This is a genomic window from Paenibacillus tepidiphilus (genome assembly GCF_008635795.1).
In the GTDB taxonomy this organism is placed as follows: Bacteria; Bacillota; Bacilli; order Paenibacillales; family Paenibacillaceae; genus Paenibacillus_AQ; species Paenibacillus_AQ tepidiphilus.
Genome location: NZ_VWRQ01000013.1, coordinates 152,799 through 176,734, shown reverse-complemented (window position 1 = coordinate 176,734; position 23,936 = coordinate 152,799). Strand labels below are relative to the sequence as shown.

The 23,936-nt window shown below is 52.0% G+C and carries 21 protein-coding genes, 1 tRNA gene and 2 riboswitches; of the genes, 16 read left to right on the top strand and 6 right to left on the bottom strand.

The features are described 5' to 3' along the window. Positions 1-67: 67 nt before the first annotated feature. From F1379_RS17695 to F1379_RS17685, 3 genes are all read right to left on the bottom strand, one after another. Positions 68-2,401, bottom strand: coding sequence for a ribonucleoside-diphosphate reductase subunit alpha (locus tag F1379_RS17695; RefSeq protein ID WP_150272212.1), 2,334 nt, complete (start codon positions 2,399-2,401; stop codon positions 68-70). A 138-nt stretch (positions 2,402-2,539) separates the two neighbouring features. Continuing rightward, complete coding sequence (gene nrdG / locus F1379_RS17690; protein ID WP_150272210.1) at positions 2,540-3,055, bottom strand: anaerobic ribonucleoside-triphosphate reductase activating protein; 516 nt, start codon at positions 3,053-3,055, stop codon at positions 2,540-2,542. Further along, positions 3,052-5,037 (bottom strand): anaerobic ribonucleoside triphosphate reductase, encoded by a 1,986-nt coding sequence (locus F1379_RS17685; protein WP_150272208.1) that lies wholly within the window; start codon positions 5,035-5,037, stop codon positions 3,052-3,054. Before F1379_RS17685 ends, nrdG begins: the two co-directional genes overlap by 4 nt. Before the next feature lie 329 nt (positions 5,038-5,366). After that, a riboswitch (cobalamin riboswitch) is annotated at positions 5,367-5,602 on the bottom strand. Positions 5,603-5,992: 390 nt separating this feature from the next. On the opposite strand from F1379_RS17685, the gene F1379_RS17680 reads away from it, so the two are divergent. The 5 genes from F1379_RS17680 (at position 5,993) to F1379_RS17660 (ending at position 9,314) form a co-directional block, all read left to right on the top strand. Next, on the top strand, positions 5,993-6,304 hold the full coding sequence (locus F1379_RS17680) for an MTH1187 family thiamine-binding protein (protein ID WP_150272206.1): 312 nt from the start codon (positions 5,993-5,995) through the stop codon (positions 6,302-6,304). An 88-nt stretch (positions 6,305-6,392) separates the two neighbouring features. Continuing rightward, positions 6,393-6,464: transfer RNA gene (locus F1379_RS17675), tRNA-Thr, on the top strand. Between the two features lie 285 nt (positions 6,465-6,749). Next, the gene (locus tag F1379_RS17670) at positions 6,750-7,481 is read left to right on the top strand and encodes a restriction endonuclease (RefSeq protein WP_150272204.1); all 732 of its coding nucleotides are present in this window, start codon (positions 6,750-6,752) and stop codon (positions 7,479-7,481) included. A 443-nt stretch (positions 7,482-7,924) separates the two neighbouring features. Then, the gene (locus F1379_RS17665; RefSeq protein WP_150272202.1) at positions 7,925-8,287 is read left to right on the top strand and encodes a hypothetical protein; all 363 of its coding nucleotides are present in this window, start codon (positions 7,925-7,927) and stop codon (positions 8,285-8,287) included. Between the two features lie 292 nt (positions 8,288-8,579). Beyond that, the gene (locus tag F1379_RS17660) at positions 8,580-9,314 is read left to right on the top strand and encodes a hypothetical protein (protein WP_150272200.1); all 735 of its coding nucleotides are present in this window, start codon (positions 8,580-8,582) and stop codon (positions 9,312-9,314) included. Positions 9,315-9,453: 139 nt separating this feature from the next. On the opposite strand, the gene F1379_RS17655 is transcribed toward F1379_RS17660, so the two are convergent. Next, positions 9,454-10,059: a TetR/AcrR family transcriptional regulator gene (locus F1379_RS17655; RefSeq protein WP_150272198.1), complete on the bottom strand. Its 606-nt coding sequence runs from the start codon at positions 10,057-10,059 to the stop codon at positions 9,454-9,456. A 167-nt stretch (positions 10,060-10,226) separates the two neighbouring features. On the opposite strand from F1379_RS17655, the gene F1379_RS17650 reads away from it, so the two are divergent. Further along, entirely contained in the window at positions 10,227-11,672 is a 1,446-nt protein-coding gene (locus tag F1379_RS17650; protein WP_150272196.1) for an MDR family MFS transporter, read from the top strand. A 101-nt stretch (positions 11,673-11,773) separates the two neighbouring features. Here F1379_RS17650 and F1379_RS17645 read toward each other — a convergent pair whose 3' ends face one another. Then, positions 11,774-11,977, bottom strand: coding sequence for a DUF6199 family natural product biosynthesis protein (locus F1379_RS17645; RefSeq protein WP_150272194.1), 204 nt, complete (start codon positions 11,975-11,977; stop codon positions 11,774-11,776). A gap of 109 nt (positions 11,978-12,086) precedes the next feature. Here F1379_RS17645 and F1379_RS17640 point away from each other — a divergent pair, with 109 nt between their 5' ends. Both F1379_RS17640 and F1379_RS17635 read left to right on the top strand, forming a co-directional pair. Next, positions 12,087-12,569 (top strand): ASCH domain-containing protein, encoded by a 483-nt coding sequence (locus F1379_RS17640; RefSeq protein WP_338046485.1) that lies wholly within the window; start codon positions 12,087-12,089, stop codon positions 12,567-12,569. Continuing rightward, positions 12,566-12,946 (top strand): YunG family protein, encoded by a 381-nt coding sequence (locus F1379_RS17635; protein WP_150272192.1) that lies wholly within the window; start codon positions 12,566-12,568, stop codon positions 12,944-12,946. Before F1379_RS17640 ends, F1379_RS17635 begins: the two co-directional genes overlap by 4 nt. A gap of 125 nt (positions 12,947-13,071) precedes the next feature. Here the strand turns inward: F1379_RS17635 and F1379_RS17630 are convergent, their stop codons facing one another. Further along, positions 13,072-13,569 (bottom strand): YhjD family protein, encoded by a 498-nt coding sequence (locus tag F1379_RS17630; protein WP_476739484.1) that lies wholly within the window; start codon positions 13,567-13,569, stop codon positions 13,072-13,074. A gap of 680 nt (positions 13,570-14,249) precedes the next feature. Then, positions 14,250-14,341: riboswitch (cyclic di-GMP riboswitch) on the top strand. Between the two features lie 80 nt (positions 14,342-14,421). On the opposite strand from F1379_RS17630, the gene F1379_RS17625 reads away from it, so the two are divergent. The 8 genes from F1379_RS17625 (at position 14,422) to F1379_RS17590 (ending at position 23,917) form a co-directional block, all read left to right on the top strand. After that, positions 14,422-17,055 carry a choice-of-anchor A family protein gene (locus F1379_RS17625; RefSeq protein WP_150272188.1) on the top strand — a complete coding sequence of 878 codons (2,634 nt, stop codon included), beginning with the start codon at positions 14,422-14,424 and terminating at the stop codon, positions 17,053-17,055. Positions 17,056-17,250: 195 nt separating this feature from the next. Further along, positions 17,251-18,195 carry an alpha/beta hydrolase gene (locus F1379_RS17620; protein ID WP_150272186.1) on the top strand — a complete coding sequence of 315 codons (945 nt, stop codon included), beginning with the start codon at positions 17,251-17,253 and terminating at the stop codon, positions 18,193-18,195. A gap of 508 nt (positions 18,196-18,703) precedes the next feature. Beyond that, entirely contained in the window at positions 18,704-20,236 is a 1,533-nt protein-coding gene (locus F1379_RS17615) for an HD-GYP domain-containing protein (protein WP_150272184.1), read from the top strand. A gap of 211 nt (positions 20,237-20,447) precedes the next feature. After that, positions 20,448-20,831 carry a NusG domain II-containing protein gene (locus tag F1379_RS17610; RefSeq protein ID WP_150272181.1) on the top strand — a complete coding sequence of 128 codons (384 nt, stop codon included), beginning with the start codon at positions 20,448-20,450 and terminating at the stop codon, positions 20,829-20,831. Beyond that, the gene (locus tag F1379_RS17605; protein ID WP_203457124.1) at positions 20,815-21,390 is read left to right on the top strand and encodes a Gx transporter family protein; all 576 of its coding nucleotides are present in this window, start codon (positions 20,815-20,817) and stop codon (positions 21,388-21,390) included. The genes F1379_RS17610 and F1379_RS17605 overlap by 17 nt, the downstream gene beginning before the upstream one ends. Positions 21,391-21,394: 4 nt before the next feature. Further along, a complete protein-coding gene (locus tag F1379_RS17600; RefSeq protein WP_150272177.1) occupies positions 21,395-22,261 on the top strand; it encodes an ATP-binding cassette domain-containing protein in 867 nt (288 codons plus the stop codon). Further along, positions 22,237-23,133, top strand: coding sequence for an energy-coupling factor transporter ATPase (locus F1379_RS17595; RefSeq protein WP_150272175.1), 897 nt, complete (start codon positions 22,237-22,239; stop codon positions 23,131-23,133). Before F1379_RS17600 ends, F1379_RS17595 begins: the two co-directional genes overlap by 25 nt. Then, a complete protein-coding gene (locus F1379_RS17590) occupies positions 23,126-23,917 on the top strand; it encodes an energy-coupling factor transporter transmembrane component T family protein (protein WP_150272173.1) in 792 nt (263 codons plus the stop codon). The genes F1379_RS17595 and F1379_RS17590 overlap by 8 nt, the downstream gene beginning before the upstream one ends. Positions 23,918-23,936: the final 19 nt, after the last annotated feature.

The following is a 23,936-nucleotide window of genomic DNA, read 5'->3' as shown; positions in this document are numbered from 1 at the left end:
ATAACAGCGGCCGGAAGTCCAAACATTGCGTGGAACGGCGGTTATATCACTCAATTTTGAACTCGGATCAGCTCGCGCAAGACTCGCACTCCTCAATCGTCAGCGCCCGGCTGCGCACATAATACGTCGATTTCAGGCCGCCCTTCCAGGCGTTCAGGTGCAGCTCCAGGAACTCGGTCGCCTTGATATCCGGGCGTACATACAGGTTAAAGCTCTGGCCCTGGTCGACATGACGCTGGCGGGCCGAGGCCATGCGGATCGACCAGTTCTGGTCAATCATGAACGCCGTCTTGTAGTACCAGATCGTCTTCTCGGACAGGTCCGGCGCCGGATTGGCGATCTTGTAGGTTGTCTTCTCCTCGTAGGAGAGCAGCTCGTACAGCGGATCGATGCTGGCTGTGGAGCCGGCGATGATCGAGGTCGAGCCGTTCGGCGCAATGGCGAACATCCAGGCGTTGCGGACGCCGTCCGCTGCCACCTGTGCCTGCAGCTCACGCCACTGCTCAGCCGTTACATATTTGCCCTCGCGTTCCCCGCTGGTGTAGCCGCGCAAGGTGAAGTAGGCGCCGGTCTCCCAGTCGGACCCGGCGAATTTCGGATAGCGGCCCTTCTCGCGGGCCAGCTCCATGCTGGAGCGTACCACCAGGTAGTTGATGTGCTCGTACAGGTGATCATTGTACGCTACAGCTTCGTCGGACTCCCAGCGGATGCCCTCCAGCGCCAGCAGGTGATGGAGCCCGAACGTACCGAGACCGACGGCGCGGTATTGGCTGTTCGTGTACTGTGCCTGCAGCACTTCGATATTGTTAATGTCGATGACATTGTCGAGCATGCGTACCTGAATCGGAACCAGGCGCTCCAGCACTCCTGCCGGTACGGCACGGGCCAGATGGATGGAGTTCAGGTTGCAGACAACAAAGTCGCCGGGGATCTTCGAGATCACAATCCGGGTCTGGCCGTCCTTAGTCACCAGCTCTTCCTGCTCAACGACCGTCGCCGATTGGTTCTGCATAATCTCCGTGCAGAGATTGGACGAGAACACCATGCCTTGATGCCGGTTAGGATTCGTACGGTTGACTGTGTCACGGTAGAACATGTAGGGTGTGCCCGTCTCCAGTTGGGACTTCATAATCCGCTTCATAATGTCGATGGCCGGAACGGTAATGCGCGAGAGGTCCGGATTGGCCGAAGCCTCGACGTATTTATCGCGGAACGAGCCCAGGCCGAATTCCTCGTCATAGAAATCTTCCAGGCCAAGCGCGCGGCCGTTCTTGTCCTTCCAGCCCATGACCTTCTTCACTTCATGCGGGCAGAACAGGTTCCAGGAACCGCGGGCTTCCACCGCCTCCATGAACAGGTCGGGCAGGCAGACGCCGTGGAACACGTCATGCGCACGCATCCGCTCGTCGCCGTTGTTCAGCTTCAGGTCGAGGAAGGCGAGAATGTCCTTGTGGAACACGTCGAGATAGACGGCCACCGCGCCCTTGCGTGTGCCAAGCTGGTCTACGCTGACAGCGGTATTGTTCAACTGGCGGATCCAGGGGATGACGCCGGAGCTGGTGTTCTTGTGGCCGCGGATGTCGGAGCCGCGGGCCCGCACCTTGCCCAGGTAGACGCCGATACCGCCGCCCATTTTGCTGAGCCGGGCTACATCGGTGTTGGAGTCAAAGATACCTTCCAGCGAGTCGTCGACGGTGTCGATGAAGCAGCTGGAGAGCTGGCCGGCCACTTTTTTACCGGCGTTGGACATGGTTGGTGTAGCTGCGGTCATGTAGATGTTGCTCATCGCCCAGTAAGCTTCTTTGACGAGTTCCATGCGCTTCTCTTCCGGCTCCGTATGCATGAGGAACATAGCGATGATCATATAACGCTCCTGCGGCAGTTCCATTACGCGCCCGTCGAAGTCGTGGGCCAGATAACGGTCGGACAGGGTGAGCAGACCGATATAATCGAACAGCAGGTCGCGGGTAGGGTCAATGCAGGCGCCGAGCTCGGCGATTTGCTCTTTGGTGTAATGGGTCAGCAGCTCTTCACGGTAGATGCCCTTCTTGACCATTTCGGAGATCAGCGGATACAGCTCGCCGTACGGCTCGTCCGGGTACGCTTTGTAGCGGCGGTTGACGGCGGCTTTTTTGTACAGGGAGGTCAGGAGAGAGCGGGCAGCGGCAAATTTCCAGTCCGGTTCTTCCTTGCTGACCAGCTCCAGAGCGCTCATGGTAAAAGCGTTGCTGATTTCCTCCCCGCTCACTTCGTTGCGGCGCAGCTTGGTATTCACCCCGCGCAGCAGGGCTTCCTTGTTCAGCTGTTCCAGGCCATTCAGGATACGGTCGGCATAAACAGAGAGGCGCATAACATCAAAAGCCAGCTGGCGGTTGTCGGGTTTCACTACGAGTTGCGGCATAATAGGATCATCCTTTCGGTTTTAGGTTTATTTTGTAATATCAAAAATTGAAGTATAGGGTCAAAAGAGATGCCAAGCACAGACTTGGCATTCTGGGTGTAAGTATAGAAGAAGGCTCGTTTACTCCGTCAGATACAGCTACAGCGCAGCCGGCTCCCAGAGCACAACCTCTGGACCTGCGAGACTGGCCGGGATGTCGATAATCCGCTGGTTGCTGCTCCCCCGGTAAGGGAGGGTGGTATCCTTCAGCTCCTCGACAAAGCGTCCGTCGATGACGACCTGGCATAGCGAGAGCAGGTTCCACTCCGGCGAGCCGGGAGCGGCGGTCAGCTCTTCGTAGGTATAACCGGTATAAATCCAGATAGGGAAGCCGGGCAGTGCGGTCCGCAGGTCATGGATGAAGCCGGCAGCCTCCTCCGCTGAGAAGAACGGGTCTCCACCGGCCAGCGTTAGTCCGTCGAGCAGGGGATTGGCCGCGATATCCGCGATAATCTCCTGCTGCCGCTGCGGGGTGAATACTTCACCGTAGTTGAAGTTCCACGTCTTCGGGTTAAAGCAGCCCGGGCAGCGGTGACGGCAGCCGCTCAGGAAGAGGACGGCCCGCAGGCCTTCCCCCTCATTGATGGATTCCGGGTAATAACCGCAGATGTTCATAGATGCTTCACGCGGTCCCTGACCTCGGCCTGCTTGGCGGCATTGAAGCGGGTCTGGTAATCCCCGGTCAAATAGCCGGTCACACGGCGCAGACGGCGGATATGCGTGGTGTCCTCATGCGCATTGCAGGAAGGGCAGTTCCTGCCGATGACTCCTTCGTAGCCGCAGCCGGAGCAGCGGTCAATCGGGTGATTGATGCTGAAGTAGCTGATATTCTGCTCCAGGGCGTAGCGGATGATTTTGACAAAAGCAGCCGGGTTGCTGCGCGCATTCCCGTTCAGCTCGACATAAGAGATGGCCCCGGCATTGCAGTATTCATGGAATGGCGCTTCCAGGGCGATCTTCTGCGCTGCGCCGAGCTCGTGATAGACAGGAACATGGAAAGAGTTCGTATAGTATTCGCGGTCGGTTACGCCGGGAATGGTGCCGAGCAGCTTGCGGTCCACCTTGGTGAACTTGCCGGACAGCCCCTCCGCCGGAGTGGCGAACAGCGTAATGTTCAGGTTCAGCTCGTCGCTCTTGCGGTCGCAGTACTCGCGCATGTGGCGGACGATATTCAGCGCTTTGGCATGGACCTCTGTATCCTGGGCATGATGCTTGCCGTACATCGCCTTCATGCATTCGGCCATACCGATGAAGCCAATGGACAGGCTGCCGTGCTTGAGCAGGTCGCCGACCTGATCGTCGGGAGCAAGCTGCTCGCCGCCTTCCCAGACACCTTCGCGCATCATGAAGTCAGAGGCCTTGGCCTTCTGTGCAGCCTGGATGCGGTAGCGGTGCAGCAGGCCCTCCAAGGCGATATCCATATAGTAGTTCAAATCTTCATAAAAGCCTGCTTCGTCAGGGACCAGGCGGCGGCCGGTCACGGTGCCGTGGGCGATGCCCAGGCGGACCAGGTTAAGCGTGTTGAAGGACAGGTTGCCTTTACCAGAGCAGTGGTTGCGTCCGAAACGGTCGCCCAGCACGCGGGTACGGCAGCCCATGGTAGCGAACTCTGTATCCGGATCGGCCGGATTGTAGTATTGCAAATTCAGCGGTGCATCCAGATTGGCAAAGTTCGGGTACAGCCGCCGCGCGGAGCATTCCGCAGCCATTAGGAACAGCTCGTAGTTCGGATCGCCCTGCTGCTGGTTGATACCCTGCTTGCATTTGAAGATCTGGATCGGAAAGACCGGCGTCTCGCCGCTGCCGAGGCCGTTCATGGTTGCGGTCAGCAGGGAACGGATGACGAGCTGGCCCTCCGGAGAGGTGCAGGTGCCGTAGTTGATGCTGGTGAACGGAATCTGTCCGCCCGAGCGGCTCGACATTGTATTCAGGTTATGTATCATGCTTTCAGCCGCCTGCAGGGTTTCGCTCTCCGTCTCCTTCAGTGCGAAGCGGAATGAGCGAGGGTATTGTTCTGCCAGATCACTGCGGCTCATCGTAATTTCACCGAGCTGCGGACCGGCTTGTCCTTCATCGAAATAGTCAAGTCCCTTGCGGAACAGCTTTGCGAATGATTTGGTGACGTAAGGCGCGAGATCAAAGTCGATTTTGTTCGCGGAGACCCCGCCGTATTGGGCGTTCTGCTGAGACTGGAAAATAATCGCCACCAGCGACATCGCGGTCATAATCGAGTTCGGCGGGCGGACGCTGCCGTTGCCGGTGTTGAAGCCTTCCCGGAGGAGCCGCTCAAACGGAATGAAGATGCAGTTGGTTGTCCCGATAGCGTATTGGTCCAGATCATGGACATATACGACATTGTCCTGGATGGCCTGTACCAGCTGCGGAGGCATCGTGAAGTTGCGGGCGTACCACTTGGAGTATTCACTGCCGAATTTGCTCATTTTGCCTGAGAAGCTTTCCCCGTTGAGATTGGCATTCTCGCGCAGCAGATCCATATCCCGGCTGTCGATAATATCCCGTCCCAATTGAATCACTTCCTCCAAAAGAACCTCCTCGGCAGCCTGTCCCCCGTCATAGCGTTTCTCCAGCAGCGTCATGTATCGCCCTCTCCTCTCGGAATTATGTATAGTCCAACTCTCATTAAAAAGGCATCTCCCGCCGGCGGTGGCGGGAAATGCCCGATGCGTAAACAGAGAATATCTGTCCTCGATATTCGCTGGCTTTGCGATGGGAATACTGGGTGTTATGACCGCTCAAGCATGGTTACATCACCGTAGTTATTCCGGCAGAAGCCTATACCTGAGGGCATTATCTGTGATATTGCCCTCAGGTATAGGCAGCCTCTTCATCCCGGTGCCGGGAAGGCTGGTCCTGCGCCTAGCAAGCCGCATGCGGACACCTCACCTGTTCCTCGCAGGCTGTCAGTGGTGTCGAAAGAAAACAGGCAGGTCTTCTGGCTTCCGTTAAATCCTCCTGCGCCTTCCCGAAGACTCCTGTCTCCAGTGGCTGTAGCCATGCGGGAGGATGCTGCCGCCTCAGGCATCTATATCTGGCCTGCGGGCATCCGGTTACAGTGGCGGGACCGCAGCGGTATCGCACCGCGTTTCCCTATTAAGCTCGGACTCTGTGATGAAGTCGAGCACCTGTTTACACTATATTTTGTTGTACTCATATAAAGTTAACCCAATATATTGTGTTTGTAAACATATTTTTGCGAGCCCAGGCAGGGAGCGGGCTGAAGGGATTTACCCACAATTGCTCCACAAATCATCCACAGGTAATCCACAGACTGGGGTTAAGTTATGCAGAATTTTTGCCGCAAATTATCCGCAAAGATGCCACAAAGACTTCAAAAATACAGTGCGTTTGACACTTTGAAAACAGAAGAGTGACGCCATAGAAGATTTCAAGAGCCGTTCGGGATTTGTGGGAGCGCAGCAGAGTTGCTACAATAATGAAGAAGCTGAAGTGGCAGATGGCATTTAACCGGATGGGAAGCAGCGGATTAAGAACCAGTGAAGTACCAGGAAGTTACCAATAGGAGGGATTCACATGGCTATTGCCGAAGTTACAGTTATTCCGATCGGAACGGGCAGCACCAGCCTCAGCGGTTATGTCGCCGGCATGCACCGCGTGCTGCAGACGCTGGAGGGGATTACTTACGAGCTTACGTCCATGGGTACGATTATCGAGGGGCCTTTGCCGCGCATCCTGGCGGCGGTAGAAGCGCTGCATGAATCGCCGTTTACGGCGGGCGCACAGCGGGTGTCCACCTCGCTCAAGATCGACGACCGCCGCGATAAGCCTTCTACAAGCCGCAGCAAGCTGGAAGCCGTGGAGCGCAAGCTGCAGGATAACGGCTAAACCATCAGAGTAAATGTAGAGAAAAAAGGCTTGCGTTTTCGCTTCAAAGTTGTATAATATTTTTTGTTTGACGGCAAAAAAGCTTCACGCTGGTGTAGCTCAGGGGTAGAGCAACGCACTCGTAATGCGTAGGCCGGGGGTTCAATTCCCTTCACCAGCATATCTAAGAACGGCCTAACGGCGCGGTTTCCCGGGATTTCGGGGCCGCGCCGTTTTTTTACCGAATTTTGATTATACCATGGCCGTTCCATTAAGGTTAAAGCGTTTAAAGCAGCAGCTACAAGAATGATACGGAGAATAATTGGTCCAAGCAGTTGCTCATAAAATCGTTGAATGAAATCCATCTTGTTTCTCCTTCCATAGGTCCAAAGTTCAACAGCAAAGGAGGAAATTCCTTCCTTTAAGCGAATACGGACCTATACTGACTTTTAGCGGAGGGGTTTCAATGGCAAGAAGAAAGAGTAAGGTGAAACAGGAAGAAGAGTTTTATCAAGGTTTGGCCGGCTTAGCGGCAATGGGGTTAGCGCTCGGAGGATACTATATAACCAAAACCTTGCAGGGTGCAATGGTGGGAGCAGCCGTCGGGCTGGCTATTGTAGTTGCAATAATGATTGTGGTAGGACAGAAACGAGCCGAACGCTTGAAGAGATCAGGTATAGCCGATATCGACAAGATGGAAGGTATTCAGTTTGAGAAATACCTCGGGCATCTATTTCGGGCCCAGGGCTATAAAGCAGAGGTTACAAGGGCTGTTGGTGATTACGGGGCGGACCTTATCATCCAGAAAGATGGCAGAAAGATTGTTGTCCAAGCCAAACGTTACAACAAGAATGTTGGAATTAAGGCAGTACAAGAGGCGCAGGCTTCGATTGCCCATTACGGAGCATCGGAAGCTTGGGTTGTATCGAACAGCGATTATACAGCAGCTACGTATGAGCTGGCTCAATCGAACCGGGTTAAATTAATCAATCGTGAAGTTCTTATCGGAATGATCCTGGCTATGAATCCTGATGCAGCACCAACGCCGAAGGCTGTAATGGCTGAAGTTCCTGTGGATGAATTTTCTTGCCCAAAGTGTGGTAGCAAGCTGGTGCTGAGAAATGGCCCAAAGGGTCAATTTTACGGCTGCAGCAGCTTTCCGAAATGCCGGTATGTAAAGTCAATCAAAGCAGTATAATGATAAAGTGAGCAAATAAGAAAAAAGCTATCGATATCAAGAGATTTTAATCTTAATTGTAAATTAGTTATTTTGACTCTGATTTCTCAAGATCAGTAAAATGGTATTGTCCTCCTTGTTACTAGGGAGGTAAAGACTTTTAGCAAAGAGCATAGCGTTTTTGCTGAGGCTGCGGAGCGGACGCCACTTATCCGGCCAATTGCAGGACGTAACTTTATACGTAATTTGAAGTCGCTCATTATTGGGAGGCTTTTTCTATAGGGGGAATTATTCTGAAGAAGAAGCAAAAGCAGCGGCGGTTAAAGGACCGCCCCAGCAATCGGCTAAGTGTAAGAGTTGCATATGGGCGCGTTGGGAAGGAACTCCACAGTTTTGCGTCAGGCCTATTTATCAGAAGGGAAAAACTTCCTGAATGTAGAAGAATATATGTCAGGAGGGATAAAATGTTTGATTTTATAGGAAATTTAAAAGAATTTAAAAATATGACGCTATTTAAACTGTTATTTTTTTCTACGTATGTTTTGCTGATCCTTTTCTTTGCTAGAAAGTTTATGCCTCATTTGTTTGCAGACTTTCTAGAGACTGTATCCTATTTTTCAAGAAAGTTAAACTATGAGAAATGGGAGGCTGTTCTACCTTTAATTCAAATTTTGTTTGGTTCATTCGTTGTGATGGTTGCTGTTGCGTTTTTTATTGCCTTGATTCTGTATGGGTTATATTGGAGAAAACAAACCAATGCGCGCCTTATCTTAATGGAGAGAGAAACGTATGGATTTCAGTTAAATTCCCTCCATATCTTCTTTTGACAGCGTTGTTTTATATAAATGTAATTGGATATTATAACATCTTAGAAATAAAAACTCTTACCTACAAGTTTCCTTTTTCTCTTACAGTCGTCATATTAATAATTACTGCGGTTGTTGGCATAGCTAAGCTTCTACAGAGCACAGATGATAATTAGAAACATCTTACTAAAGGAGGCTTTTTTCAATTATAAATTTGGCTAGTTTCTGTCTACCCAAAGATGAAGACCAAATCAAAAATGCTTAACGCGTATCGAATATTGGGACACCTGCCACAATATCGGAGGTTGAAAATATGGGGAAGCTTATGAAATATAGAAGAAACTCAAACATCTTCACTATAGCTGTCTCATTACTCTTCTGTGGCATGATTTTCGGTGCCGGATTAACGCACACTCTCCGCAATCAATCGTTTCAAACGGCTACTGTGCAATTTCCAAGTGGAAGCCTGGTAAACATTAAATCAAATGATTTTATTGAACAAATAAAGAGAGTAATTGGAGTCCATGGTGATGCAATATATCTCTTTAGTGAAGATACTCCAATGATTACTCTAAATGCAGATGGCCAAATAAATGATTTACGATTCTCGGTGCTTATTCCAGAATACAAGAATAAGAGTATCCGCTATATGGCTTATCAATTGAGAAGTGAAGAAACCGGTGAACTCCATATTACAAAGCTTTACGAGGTGCCTGAGCCCACTAAAATGGTTTCAATCCAAGCATTATGGGACTCTCTTTACTATATGCCCGTTGAACATGTTGAAAAACAAGTAAATAGTAAAGCAGATCAATATATGCTGACCTTACTTAAGGACAATTTTGTTATTCATCATCCAGCTATTGAAGAGAGCAGCGAAGAGAGTGGTAATATTATACATTACAATCAAACGGGATTATCTAATGTCCACTTATCAGGAGCAGTTATTAGCTGGAATGTGTTGCCGATGTATACTCAAGCTGGACAGCTATCGGGACTCCACGGAATTAGCAGCGACAGTTTTGTATTTTACTATAGCGAATCGTAATTGCATCCTTTGCTGAACCTTCTTCAAGATATTTGGCGACAGTGCTGACGAAGGAATGATAATAGCTCGCTGGCTCCGGCTAGCGGGCTTTTTGGCAATTGACTGTGGATATCACCCTTAACTTAATGCTATTGGAAATCTATACAGGGAATGTTACATGCGCTGATCCCAGCCTCGAAATTTTTGAGAATAAAATAGTCATATCTGTCGGTGATAAATCGAAATCGCGTTGAATCCAAAATTGCATTGTCCCCACGTAGGCTGAAGCAAGATAAGCGAATAAGTATTGTTGTTTTACAGGAATATCTGCTGACTTAATCGGTTGATGATTTGCGCGATAGGCATGAATAAACTGTTGATTAATTAGCTCTGTCATTTGAAGTGAAAGATTAGTGTCGCCTCCAAAACCTAAGAATATTTTGAAAAAATGCTTTTGCTCAAGGACATACTCAAATGGACGTACATAACCTGAGGGGGGATCAATGAAGGGCTCCCTGGTTTCACGAGTGTGGCTAAGCTTCTTTATAATGCTGTTAAATTGGTCCAACACCTCATTTTTATACTGTTCATAAAAATCATGAATGTCCTGATAGTGTAAATAAAAGGTACCTCTATTTAGTCCGGCTGTATCCGTCAGTTCTTTGACAGTAATGCTTTCCAGTGGTTTTTCTGATGCCAAATCAAGCAAAACTTTTCTTAAAAGCGTGCGAGTCCGTAGAACCCTGCGGTCAATTTTTTCATTCACTGCAATACCTTCTCCTAAACAAAATAGTAACTTTACTGATCATTCAGTAACTTGCCGTTGATTAATGAACATAACGATTATTTATGATCATCGATTTTGTTGTTGTTCTGATTATAATCAGCAGGTGAAAGTTAATCAACACGCTGTTTAGTAAAAGGAGAGCTGATATGAATAGTCAGTACAAACAGAATGAGGTGTCTCAACGGAGGTCGTTCATACTTACGCTAATGGCTATTATCCCCGGAATGATGATGGTGATGATAGACAGTACCGCCATGAATGTAGCCATTCCCAGCCTGGCTAGGGATTTTGGAGTTTCCTTTGATACCTTACAATGGGTAATCACAGGTTATATGTTAGCGATGTCGGTGACTATTCCGCTGGCTGGATGGTTTTCGGACAGGCTCGGTTCAGCAAAAGCGTACATTATAACCATTATCATGTTTGTTATTGGATCGTTACTATGTGCCCTGGCCCAGAACTCCATGCAGTTAACAATCTACCGAATAATTCAAGGGCTTGGAGGAGGTATGGTTCAGCCAATAGGAATGGCTATGGTTTTTCGGCTTGCACCGGAGAATAAGAAAGGGCAGGTTATGGGCATGCTGGGTATCCCGATGGTGCTGGCACCGGCCTCCGGACCTGTCTTGTCTGGCTGGCTGTTAGAATCAATAGGCTGGCAATGGATTTTTCTCATTAATCTTCCTTTGGGAATTATTACGGTTTATTTAGGAACAGGTTATTTGCTTAAAGTGAATTCCCTACAATCATCTAGTTCCTCATGCGGTAAGCAATCCTTGGATGTTGTTGGCTTATTTATAGCTCCTGTGGCCTTTGTGTTACTTGCTTTAAGCATGAATATTGATGCTTCACAATGGGTCCTTTGGTTATTGGGGGTAATCGGTGTCATATTACTAATCTGGTTGTGGTTTCATGAGACAAGACATCCACATCCCATTCTAGCTCTTCAGGCATTCAGAAAAGTTAACTTTCGAAGAGGCGTATTTGTAAGCTGGATTCAATATGCAGCGCTAAACGGATCACTAGTATTTATCCCGCAGTACCTTCAACATTTTAAAGAGTATAGCCCATTTCAGGCAGGTCTGGTCATGAGTATGCTGGCTATAACGTCAGGGCTACTGATGCCGATTGGCGGAAGGCTTTTTGATAAGGTAGGTATACGCCCGCTTGCTGGTTTGGGTTTGGGGACGATTTCTCTGGCGTTATTTCTGCTTTCACAAATAGGCCAAAACATAGGAGGGGGGCTGATAGGGGGAATGGTAGGGCTGCTCGGAATTGGAATGGGTCTTTGTATGATGTCTCTTAATACCTACATTCTGCAATCTGCTCCTTCGGATCTAATCAGTCGTGTTACACCTTTGACTTCAGCAAGCTCCAACTTGGTAATACCTATTGCAATTGCTGGTTTGAGTAACTTCTTGGCAATCCGCGCTAGCGCGCGAATAACGATGGCAGGCGGTAATACGTCATTGGCAGAAATGAAAGGATACTCTGATACCTTCCTATTAGCGGCTTGCATTGCTTTAGTAGGAGCGTTGTTCAGTCTGCTGCTCAAGTCAAAAAGCCCTACTGAAGATGGCTCTACCAGATGAATTGAATAAAGTAACAGAGTTTCTACTTCAAACATTCCTCCTGCAAGCAAGTGTTTTGTAACGAAATTGTGTGGTGTGTTGATGAAAAATGAAGACTACCGCTACTGGCCTATGTCTGTAAATGAATCGTAAAACACGAACCCTATGATGATACACAACACACCGACTACCCGGATGAACAGCAGGGTGATCGGGCTGGGGTTTCCGCGGCTGTACCGGTTCAGTTCCCAGCCGATTTTCGGGAATATCGTATAAAAGGCGCCTATAATTATGAATATTATAGGGATTATTTTAAATAGAATCATGATTCATCCTCCCTTGTTGGATAATTATAACATTCACTTACACGTGGATGAGGGTTCGAAATAACGCAGCGGGCAAATGAGAGGTATCAGCAGGACAAGATATAGTGAGATGAAACGAAGAAAAGATATTGAGGTTATGACTTATCCACACTGGAGAGTGAACAAAACTATGCGCTGCATAACGATACGCCAGCCTTGGGCGACCTTGATTGCTTTGGGGGAAAAGCGGTTTGAGACTCGTTCCTGGAGAACGCCTTACCGCGGAGAATTGGCCATCCATGCCGGCAAGAAGCTGGATCGGGCGTCTTGTGCCCGGGAACCGGTGCGGTCAGTGTTGGCACAGCATGGGTTGACGGCTGACGATTTGCCTTTAGGGGCAATTATTGCAACCTGCATTTTGAGTGAATGTACGGAAACGCTGGAGGTTATGGCCGAATCGGATTGGCCGGGCGGACATGAGTCTGTCTTTGGCGATTATACGCCGGGAAGATTCGCCTGGAAGCTTGCGGAGGTTGTTGCCTTGAAGCATCCGATTGCGGCGCAAGGACGGCTGGGTTTCTGGGAATACCCTGTACTGGAGGAAGAGATATGACTGAACATGAGGGGCGGATCGAACGGCTGCAGAATCTATTGCCCCAGGCGTGGTCACGGGAATCCAGCTCTAAATGGACGGCGGAGAATCCAGCCTGCGGGCAATGCGGGGTAACTGCGCTGGTGGCCCAGGATTTGCTGGGCGGGGAGCTGCGGAAGACGCCGCTGCCTGACGGATGGCATTTCTATAATTGCATCAATGGGCGATGTGTGGACTTCACGGAATCCCAGTTTGCCGAGCCGGTTGTTTACGCTGATATTCCGGCGACCTGGACGGAGGCGTTTGCGGACACGAATGACCGGCAATATGCTGCACTGCAGGGGAGGGTATTATGGTTATGGAATGAGCCGGAGCAGGCCGGTGACAAAAAATCGTAATTTTAAGCTTCCTTTTAGGTAATCATCAGCTAATTTTCAGGTAAGGGGGGTATATTGGTTATACCAAACACCCCCCAGTGTTATATGGTACCCTGAGAGGCCTTGCCACCTCCCATGGCAAGGCCTTATTTATGCTTGGGGGGAGAGGTCAGCCCCTGACGCTTGTGCGCAATCTCTGGTCTGAATGTGGAGGCCTGCCGTCCGGAGTTTAGCCTATACTGTTCTTCGTGGCTCTTATATTCGGAAATATCAAGCCCCAGATAGCTGCGCATGTGGATCGCCGCCTGTACGGTGATGACATCATATAACAGCAGCATGCGTTCATGGTAGCCCCGGCAGAGGAATTTGGCCTCAACCCCGCTGTCCAGCCGGTTCTGTTCATATACCTTTAGCCCGCGTGACCTCATTTCGGCACGCACGTCCCTGAGATCGGCAGCGGCTGTATTACCGGCTTTGCGCAGCACCTCAACATAAGGAGCCGGAGTCCGCAGCTGCGCGGACATAATGGCGGCGTCGCGCTCGAAGGCCGATATAACCAGCGGAAGAATAATATAGGTCTTCACCAGCATGTTGTCGTTACTTTCCGCTCTGTGAGTCGTTGTTATCACCTCCAAAGGGAACATGTATTCGTATTTTAACCTGAGCGGACCATGGCAGGCAATAGAATTTCTTAATACGGCGAATATTGTGACATTTTTCACAATAACTCAAGGGAAAAAGATGTATATTAAATTTGAAATATAAAATATTTAAAAATCAGCTTTTAAAAAGGAGCATAAAGTATGAGTTATGAAGGGAATCTTCGCCGCGGATTGTTTTTCGGGATTGTTTTGAGCATTCCGTTATGGATGTCTCTGATTGGCTGGATGCAGATGCTGTAACATAACTTGAGATACCAGATTCAGATAGTATGGAATATTGAAATATAAAAGACTGTGGCAATGAATTCGGGCGACGGTCTTTTGCTATGTGGACATAGAGTGAAATGCATGAGGTTGATTAAATAGAAATTAGCAATAATAGTTCATTTATACTAATACTGTGTGGCGAAGGAATCGGAACCATAGACCTGTGAATATTTCATATAAAAGACACAAATATGTCCGGATATCATGCCATGTTTTGGGTAAATCAAAGGAAAGGCCTTGTGTGTCAGGCTTTTGGGCGTTTAGGATAAGCGACCTAAATTTTGTCATAAAACAGATTGACAATACAAGGAAAAAGGAGATAAACTGAATATAGTTCAAAAGTAACAAATGTCATAGACTTACATATGATACATAAGTAAACTGAATAATTTTTTCATGTATAATCGCAAACCGTATGAAAATGCGGGACGCAAAGCCTGGAATCTACCGTTTCTCCAAGAGAAACCAAGGTCGTCCGGCCGCCGTGAAGCTGATCCTTCGCTGCGGCCTTTTTGTTGTTATCATTTATATTCTTGATCATAGAATAGATTAGTGGAGGTGCGTTATATGAACATAAAATGGCGTAAAGCAGCCACCCTATTCGCATTGGCTGTTCTCGTTGTGGGAAGTACTGCCACCTGGGGATGGAATGTTCGCGCAGCCGTCGTTAAGCCGTACAACCCGACTCCGGTATTGGGGATAGCCGGGAATTTCAATGCTTTTACATTTAGTGATTTTGTCCAGTCGAACGATCAGATACACGGGAGACTTGCTGCTGCGGGGAGCATCACGCTGCAAAATTACGGGGTGTCCAAAGATGATGCCGGAGGAGATGTGCTGGTCGCAGGTAAAAACTTCAGTATGACCAATGGGACGGTGTACGGAGCCGCTGTGTATGGTGGTGCGATCAGCACCAGTGGAGTCGATCTGAAAGAGACTGCGCGCAAAGGTGCACCGATTGATTTTGCTGCTGAAGAGCAGTACCTGCTGCAGCGCTCAAGTGAGCTGGCTGCTCTGGAGCAAACTGCTCCCATAGCGAGAAAAGATAGAAAAATTATCATTAATGCTACCGAGGCATACAATGTAATCAATATGACCGCCGCCGATTGGGCGGGTGCCGACGGTATGCAGTTCAATATTGCGGACGGAGCTACAGTAATTATTAACACTAGCGGTACCGATGTGAGCATCCCTGGCTTTAGTATGTGGGACGGAAAACCGCAGCAGGTGCTGTTCAATTTCTATGAAGCGACTTCGCTGCAGATAGGACATACTACCTTTCAAGGATCGATACTCGCTCCTAAAGCAGAGGTATTTTACAACTATGCCGAATTGCACGGAACGCTGATTGCCAAGCATTTCAGCGGGTTTGTGCAGATGCACTGGTATCCTTTTGGCGGGCAGGAGCCTCCGGTGAAGCCTACGCCGACTCCGACAGCGACGCCAACGGCTACGCCGACAGAGACACCGACGGCCACGCCGACAGAGACACCGACGGCCACGCCGACAGAGACACCGACGGCCACGCCGACAGAGACACCGACGGCCACGCCGACAGAGACACCGACGGCCACGCCGACAGAGACACCGACGGCTACGCCGACAGAGACGCCGACGGCAACACCAACAGGGACACCAACGGCAACGCCAACAGAGACACCAACGGCTACGCCGACAGAGACACCGACGGCAACGCCGACAGAGACACCGACGGCCACACCGACAGAGACACCGACGGCCACGCCGACAGAGACGCCGACATCTACGCCGACGGCCACGCCAACAGTGGAACCGACGCCAGGGCCGACACCAACGCCAACGGCGACAGTTGAGCCTACGCCGTCGGCAGGACCTACGCCGACGCCGACAGCGCCGCCAAGCGAAGAACCTACGGCAACGCCGACGCCAACACCTACAGTGACGCCGAGTAAAGAACCAACAGCAACACCGACACCAGTACCAACAGCAACACCGAGCGAGGAACCAACAGCAACACCGACGCCGAGTGAAGAACCAACGCCATCGACAACACCGTCTGCAACGCCAAGCGAAGAACCAACGGCGACGCCAACAGCATCGCCGACGCCGACACCAACAGTGGGACCGACACCAGGGCCGACACCAACGCCAACGGCGACAGTAGAACCGACACCGTCGGCAGGACCTACGCCGACACCGACAGCGCCGCCGAGCGAGGAGCCTACGGCTACGCCGAGCGAAGAACCAACAGCAACACCGAGCGAGGAACCAACAGCAACACCGACGCCGAGTGAAGAACCAACGCCATCGACAACACCGTCTGCAACGCCAAGCGAAGAACCAACGGCGACGCCAACAGCATCGCCGACGCCGACACCAACAGTGGGACCGACACCAGGGCCGACACCAACGCCAACGGCGACAGTAGAACCGACACCGTCGGCAGGACCTACGCCGACACCGACAGCGCCGCCGAGCGAGGAGCCTACGGCTACGCCGAGCGAAGAACCAACGCCATCGCCATCGACAACACCGTCGGCAACGCCATCGACGACGCCATCAGTAACGCCATCGGCAACACCGTCGGCAACGCCATCGGCAACACCGTCGGCAACGCCGACGACGCCATCAGTAACGCCATCGGCAACACCGTCGGTAACGCCATCGGCAACACCGTCGGCAACGCCATCGGCAACACCGTCGGCAACACCGTCGACAACGCCATCGACAACGCCATCGACAACGCCGTCGGTAACGCCATCAACAACGCCATCGGCAACGCCGTCGACAACGCCAGCAGCATCACCGACCATACCGACACCAACGCCTACGACGGATGTCTTTATATCAACGCCGCCGCCGACACCAACGCCAACCAGCATCATAGTTAACAATGATCCGACGCCTACCAGTACCACAGGCGATGATGACATCGTCATTGAAGATGATGTCGTTCCGCTGGGGCCGGTAAGCAGCCCGGCGGCAGCCGGTACATCCAGTCCGGCTCCATCCAAGACATCTCAGCCAGGACCTTCTTCTGACAGAACGGATGAAGAACTGATCCTGGACGATGAGATTCCTCTGGGAGGCGTAGATGCCGCTGAGGAATTGCCGAAGACGGGTGAAGCAAGTCCGCTGCCTTATTATCTTACAGGCGCCGGATTGACTGGCCTGGGTGTACTGCTCAGCAGACGGGGCAGAACAGGCAAAGACGGACGCTAATGAATGATGGTGCAGCAAGCAAATTCATATCGTAGACTGATTTAGTATCGCCGAGGCTGTTTCGGGAGAGCACTATTCCCCGAAGCAGCCTTTTTTGCTCCGCACGGCGATTTTTTCTTTGTGTTACCTACCGTGATATACTGGGCTCGAAATAGCCAAGACGGAAAAATATAGAAAAGCAGGTGACAGGGATCAATGTGGAGTGTAATTATTTTAGCGGCAGTTCTTCTTGCCGCAGGAGGGATTGCGTACGCAGGCGTCTTCTTCTACCGTTTGGCGATCAAGCGGACGCCTAAGGAGTTTTTGGCCAACACACCGGATTTGGCGACCCCGCCGCCGCCCGTTTCTGAGGATTCCTGGGGAGAAGGGGCGAAGTGGCTGGCGCAGCAGCCGCTGAAGAAGGTCGAAATTACCGCAGACGACGGACTCCGGCTGCAGGGATATTACCTGGCTTCAGGGCAAGGCACACGCAAGACGGTCATACTCGCGCACGGGTACTCCGGGAAGGGCAAAGATATGGGCGCTATCGCCAAGCTATACAGCGAACAGCTTGGCTACAATATTCTGTTGCCCGATGCCAGAGGGCACGGCGAAAGCGAAGGGCATTATATTGGGTTCGGCTGGCCGGAGCGTAAGGATTATTTGAAATGGATTCGTCATGTTATTGCTGTCAGCGGAGAAGAGGTGCAAGTGGTGCTGCATGGCGTATCTATGGGGGCGGCGACGGTGCTGATGACCTCAGGCGAGCCGCTGCCGCCGCAGGTGAAGGCTATCGTTGCTGATTGCGGGTATACGTCGGTGACCGCTCAGCTTTCCTATCAGCTGCGGCGAATGTATCATCTGCCGGGCTTTCCGTTCATTCAGAGCGCCAGCCTGGTCACCAAGCTGCGGGCCGGGTACTTCTTCGGGGAAGCCTCGGCACTGAAGCAGGTAGGCAAGGCGAAGGTGCCCATTCTGTTTATTCACGGCGATGCCGATACCTTTGTTCCGTATGCCATGATGGAGGAGCTGTACGAGGCTTGCAGCAGTCCTAAGGATAAGCTGACTGTGCAGGGAGCGGGTCACGGTCTGGCTTATCAGACGGATAAGACAGCCTATACCGGTAAGGTGAGCGAGTTTCTGGCCCGTTATGTCCGTTAATGGCGATAGAGACCCCATAAACGTAGACGCGCCCGGACAATCCGCTGATGCAGCGGTTACCCGGGCGCTAATATGTTCCACGCATTGCCTTGACTTCCTGCAACGGAAAGTTTGGACAAATGCGTTCTCGGTATACTTATCCCCCATCGTCCGTGAGAGTGACGGGTGTCTTGATTCCTTGTTAATTCCAGCAGCCGTATGGCGAGAATAATCCTTCCAAAACGACAAAAGCCCTACCTCTCTTTTGTCCTTGCGGCTCCAATGACCGCGCCAGTGTGAATCGGAAAAGCTCAAATTTGAATTTCATCTCGTTAAAAGGAAGAGTCATGCAAGAAAACGTAAGATTTTGTGTCCAAAATGCCGATAATAAAGTGAAGGCGCTCGGCGTAACATCTTCTTGTCAGGGATATACATACACGAAAACAAATATTTCTATATTATATCATCGATTGTATAGAAATGCAAATCTAAATTCAAACAGCAGGGTGTGTCAGGAATGGGAGAGCGGATGAACATATTAGGGGCATTTTTAAGGAGACAGCTTGGCAATTACTTGTTCGGTTCCCTGGTAGCCGTTCTGGCAGTAGGCAGTCTGATTCTGTTCTCGTCGCTGGAGATCAGCGCACGGGAATATTTCAAGCTTATGATCGTCCTGCTGATTTCGTTCGTCATCATGGCTGTGCTTGAGATCAGCATGTTCTTTGTCCATCTGAAGCCGATCCGTACAGCAATGCGGGAGCCCCGTCCCACGCTGCAGATGCTGGAGCAGGCCTATATCCATACGCACCGGATGCCTAAATATGCGATCCTGCGCATTATGGGTCCGCATCTGCTGGGACTTGCTATACCGGCGACGCTGATGACCTACTGGCTGATTCGTACCGGACAGATCGGCATTCCTTATTTCTATCTGGCGCTGGCCATGGCAGGAGCTGTACTGGTGGCAAGTATGCATGCGCTGATTGAATTTTTCCTGACCGGTGCGGCCATTATTCCGTTGATCAAAGAATTCAGGAACCGCGCAATGGAGCTTTATCATACTGATTTCTCCCTGGAAGGGCATGTTTTTTTATCGATACGCCCCAAATTTATGATTACCTGCATGGTTATCGGAACCTTTCCGCTGGTGTTTTTCATTATGGCTACCCAGGTGCGGATGCACACCTACGGGCAACCGTCGTTCACCGGCTTGCAGGGCTACTGGTCCTGGGCGGGCATGGTGCTGGTCATCGGCACGTTCTTCTCAGCCATCGCCGCCTGGCTGCTGACCCGCAGCGTCCAGCATCCGATCAATGAGCTGTACAACGCTATGAATCAGGTACGGGAAGGACAGCTCATCCAGATCCAGGATGAATACTCCGATGAATTCTCCAAGCTGGTCGCCGGCTTCAATATGATGGGCCGGGGGCTGCAGGAACGGGAGCGGCAGAGCACCCAACTGCTGGAGAGCTTCTTCACTACGCTGGCTGTGGCGCTGGATGCACGTGATTCGTATACGGCCGGACATTCGCTGCGGGTGGCGGAGTATTCGGTTATTATCGGTCAACTGGCGGGGCTTACAGGCAAAGAGCTGGATGACCTGCGCAAATCGGCGCTGCTGCATGATATTGGCAAGATTGGTGTGCCGGACAGCGTGCTGTTTAAGGACGGCAATCTGACGGAAGAGGAATTTAGCCAGATCAAGAGCCATCCGGTGCTGGGGGAGAATATCCTGCTGCAGGTGGAGCCTGTCGACAAGATGGCGCCCTATTTAAGCGGGGTGCGCTCCCATCATGAGCGATACGACGGCAAGGGTTATCCGGACGGGCTTGCCGGACTGACCATTCCCCTGCACGGCAGAATCATTGCGGTTGCCGACGCCTATGATGCCATGACCTCCGACCGTCCTTACCGCAAAGGCATGGACCATGAACGGGCGCTGCAAATTCTGGAGCAAGGCCGGGGGAGCCAGTGGGACCCGGAATTCGCCGGTCTGCTGCTGGCTTACTTCGGCAGAGTCGCCCGGACCGGCAAGGAGGATTATAGTGAGCGGATCGGATAATACCGGGGGATATTCCCTGAATGTTCCTTATATTGCCGTTGCAAGCGGATTTCATCCTGAATTTGGATGGGTCCGCTTTTTGCAGCGCGTGCCTAATTTGTGAAATTCATCACTAAATACGACAATTAACGACGACATTCATTGAAGGTTTGGAGGGAGACCGTTATAATTATTAAGTCTGGATTTTAATTAAAAAATAAGGGAGATTTTTATGAAACGCGCAGATATTCTGCTGGTTTCCATCGTGCTCATTGCCGCCCTGGCATTTCTCGTTCCACGATGGCTTTCGGATGATAAAGGCGGTCCCGGCAAAAATCTCGTGGCCAACATAACGGTGGACGGCAAGCTGTTCAAGACAGTGGAGCTTACCGAGGAAGAACAAACCATTGATGTACGTACAGACCACGGATACAACATTCTAAAAGTACATGATTACGGCATTGAGATGTATGACGCCGATTGCCCCGATAAGGTATGCCTTGGCTTTGGCTTCATCACGTTGCCGAAGCAGACGATTGTCTGCCTGCCGCACCGGGTATTGGTAGAGATCGCGAGCGCTTCGGGGGGAGATGATGTCGATGCCTATGTCCAGTAAAGAATCCACCACCGCGCTGAAAAGAACGGTGATTGTCGCATTATTTGCGGCGGTGGCGGTAGTACTAAGTATTGTAGAGGCCCAGATTCCGCTTGCCGGAATGGGCCTGATGCCCGGCGCCAAGCTGGGCTTTGCCAACATAATGATTTTAACCTGCATTTACTTTCTTCGGGCACGTGATGCGTTCGTACTGGTGCTGCTCAAAACGCTGCTTACCGCTTTTATCCTCGGCACCTTCTCCAGCTTGCTGTTCAGTCTCTTCGGCTCTCTGTTCAGCTTTGCCGTCATGTATGTGCTGGTGCGCTTCGGCGGCAAACGGCTCAGCGTCATCGGCATCAGCATCGCCGGGGGACTGGCCCATAACACGGGGCAATTGCTGGCGGCCTCCATCGTGCTGAAATCGTCCAGTACGTTCTATTATTTTCCGATGCTGCTGATTACCGGCGTCGTTACAGGGATTCTGGTCGGCTTCGCCGTACGGTATGTGGTAGCTTCCCTCTCCAAAATTTCGCTGTTTGAGGAGTTTCTGAAACCGGACCAGCAGCTGCGGAAGGACTGACAACATGAAGAACATTCACACAGAGGGCGCCGCTGAAGCGGCGCCGGCCGTCATTACACTGGACAGGGTTTCTTTTGGCTATGATCCGGAGCATCCGATTCTGCATGACCTGTCTCTCTCGATCTCCGGGGGCCAGTGGGTCAGTATTGTCGGATCCAACGGGTGCGGCAAGTCGACGCTGGTCAAGCTGCTGAACGCCTTGCTTCCCAAGAGCGACGGGGAGATTACCGTCTGCGGACACCGGCTGGAGGAGGAGAGTATCCAGGATATCCGCCAGTGTATCGGCATGGTGTTTCAGAATCCGGATAACCAGTTTATCGGGGCGACCGTGGAAGAGGATATTGTATTCGGCCTGGAAGGGCTGTGTTTGCCATACGCGGAAATGGAAGAACGTCTGCAAGCGATCTCCGTCAAGCTGGGGATTGATCATCTGCTGTCGAAGCATCCCGGTGAGCTGTCCGGCGGGCAGAAGCAGCGGGTAGCCATCGCTTCCATCCTTGCCATGAGACCCGGCATCGTCATCTTTGACGAGGCCTCTTCCATGTTGGACGAGGGCAGCCGCAACGAGCTGATGGAGATCTTGCAGGGAATGCGTGCAGAAGGGAACTACACGATACTGATGATCACGCATGATGCCGACGAAATTCTCGCGTCTGACCGGGTATTGGCCCTGCATGGAGGCGGTCTGGCTGCGGATGTTACACCGGCTGAGCTGTTCCGGGATGAAGAGCTGCTGCGCAAATGCCATCTGCGGGAGCCGTATCCGTGGCAGTTGGCGCGCGAACTGCAGCAGCTGGGAATCCCGGTGGAAGTTCCCGCCGATGAAAAGGAGCTTATAGACAGGTTATGGCCATCCAACTACAGCAAGTGAGTTATACCTATGCGGACCGGAGCCTGTGGCGGCAGACGGCGCTGCACGACATTGATCTGAACCTGCCGCAGGGTTCCATGGTGGGCATCGCCGGAGCTACGGGCTCCGGCAAATCCACGCTGCTGCAGCTGTTCAACGGCATACTGAAGCCGACCACAGGGACGGTAAGCGTCCTTGACGTGACCATCCGCGCCGGTGAGAAGTCGCCGAAGCTGCTGCCGCTGCGCCGCCGCGTGGGGCTGGTGTTCCAGTTCCCGGAGCAGCAGATGTTCGAGGAGACGGTCGAGAAGGATCTGATCTTCGGACCGCTTAACTTCGGCATGAGCCCGGAGCAGGCGGGAGAAGCCGCGCGCAAGGCGATGAGCGCGATGGGGCTGGATCATGAGCTGCTGAAGCGCAATCCGTTCCAGCTCAGCGGGGGACAGATGCGCAAGGCGGCGATCGCCTCGGTGCTGGCCATGGAGCCGGAGGTGCTTGTGCTGGATGAGCCGACGGCGACGCTTGATCCGATCAGCCGTGCCGAGCTGATCGGGCTGCTGGAGCGGCTCTGCCGGGAGGAGGGGCGCACGGTCATCATCGTCACCCACCGGATGGACGAGCTGCTGCCGTATGCCGACCGCTGGGTGCTGCTGCAGGAGGGCCGGCTGGCCTTTCAGGGCAGCGGCGCCGAGCTTGCCGCCGACCCTGCCGTGCTGGAGCGCTGCGGCCTGACGGTTCCACAGTCGCTCCGCTACTGGCGGGCGGTGGCAGAGCGGTTCGGCCTGGACGGCGAGAAGCCGCGGCTGACCGCCGAGAGCCTGGCCGAGCGGATTGCTGCCCTGTGGGAGCCGAATGGCCCCGCCGCAGAAATGGGGGACAAAGGCCATGAATGAACGGCTGCTGCTTGGACGCAGCATTGAGACCGGCTCCTGGGTACATAAGCTGGATGCCCGCTCGAAGATACTGGCGATGCTCCTGTATCTGGTCGTTATTTTACTCGCGGATTCCTGGTGGGCCATGGCGGGGCTGGCTGTATTCTCGGCCGCTGTGCTGGCTTCGACGAAGGTTCCGCTTAAATATTACATCAAGGCGGCCAAACCGCTGCGGTATCTGATGCTGTTTATCTTCGTAGTGCAGGCCCTGACTATCAAAGAGGGTGAGCCTCTGTTCTCCATCGGCTCCTTTGCGCTGCATGAAGGCGGGCTAAGCCTCGCGGCGTTCTCCGTCATCCGGATGTTTCTGCTGATTACCTTCACTGCGCTGCTGACGTTTACCACAAGGCCCGCCAAGCTGAACCAGGGACTTGAAGGCGTTCTGTCCCCGCTCAAGAAGCTGGGGCTGTCGCCGGAGCGGATTACGCTGATGATCAGCATTGCGCTGCGGTTCATTCCGACAATTCTCGACGAGTCCCAGATTATTATGAAGGCGCAAGCCTCGCGGGGGGCCGATCTGAAAGAGCTGCCTCTCAAGGAGAAGATGCGGATGCTCGTCTCGCTGCTCGTGCCGGTCATCTCCAGCGCGTTCCGCCGGGCGCAGGATCTCGTCTATTCCATGGAAGCCAGAGGCTTCCGCATGGATGCACCGCGCACGAAGTATCACCGTCCCGCATGGGGCGCCGCCGATACCGCTTTTATACTTATGTTTGTCATCATGGGAGTTGCAGTAGTTGTACTGTAATACTTTAGGGGGAAACACC